The 635-nt window shown below is 73.5% G+C and carries 1 pseudogene; it reads right to left on the bottom strand.

From position 1 onward, the window contains the following. Positions 1-635 (bottom strand): annotated as a pseudogene (locus tag FNQ90_RS25925) (hypothetical protein); the annotation flags it as partial.

Below are 635 nucleotides of genomic sequence, written 5' to 3'. Positions count from 1 at the left end.
GTCCCGCCCAGTGCTTGCGGTCCCGGCGGCGGCGTTCGGCCCAGCGGGGGTCCTCCGCGCGGCTCCTTTGGACGGCGGCGAAAGTCGTCGAGGGGGTGGGGAGTTCCCGGTCCGGGTCCTCGACCAGCTCGCCCCACTGTCGCATCAGCAGCATCCAGCCGGCCATGTCGGTGCACAGCACGTCGACCCCGACGTGGAGGCGGGTCGGGCCGTCCGGCAGGAAAGCGGCGTGGATGGCGAACAGCGGCCAGGCGCCGGTGGAACGGCAGCGGTGGGAAAGTTCGTGTCGCAGGTCGGCGAGGGCCCGTTCGGCCTCGTCGGCGGAGGCGGAACGCAGGTCGGTGACGTCGATCCGGACGGGAGCCCCGGCGACGGGGAGGATCCGTTGCGAGCCCCGCTCGTCCACCGTCATGCGCAGCATGGGGTGATGGGCCACCAGACGGGCCCACGCGCGCTCCAACCGCTCGAGGTCCGCCTCGGGGTCGCCGGCCGGGGGCGTGCGGTCGTACTCGTGGTAGTAGTGCGTCGCCACTCCGCCCAGGGGCAGCCCTTCGGCGCGGCCCGCCAGGTAGGAAGCCTGGATGGGGGTCAGCGGGAACGGCTCGTCCTTCTCCTCCCCCTCGGTCCCCTCCCCC

The sequence above is a fragment of the Streptomyces alkaliphilus genome (genome assembly GCF_014141535.1).
Taxonomy (GTDB): domain Bacteria; phylum Actinomycetota; class Actinomycetes; order Streptomycetales; family Streptomycetaceae; genus Streptomyces; species Streptomyces alkaliphilus.
The sequence above is the reverse complement of the archived record's forward strand: the minus strand, read 5'-3'. Positions and strand labels throughout refer to the sequence as shown.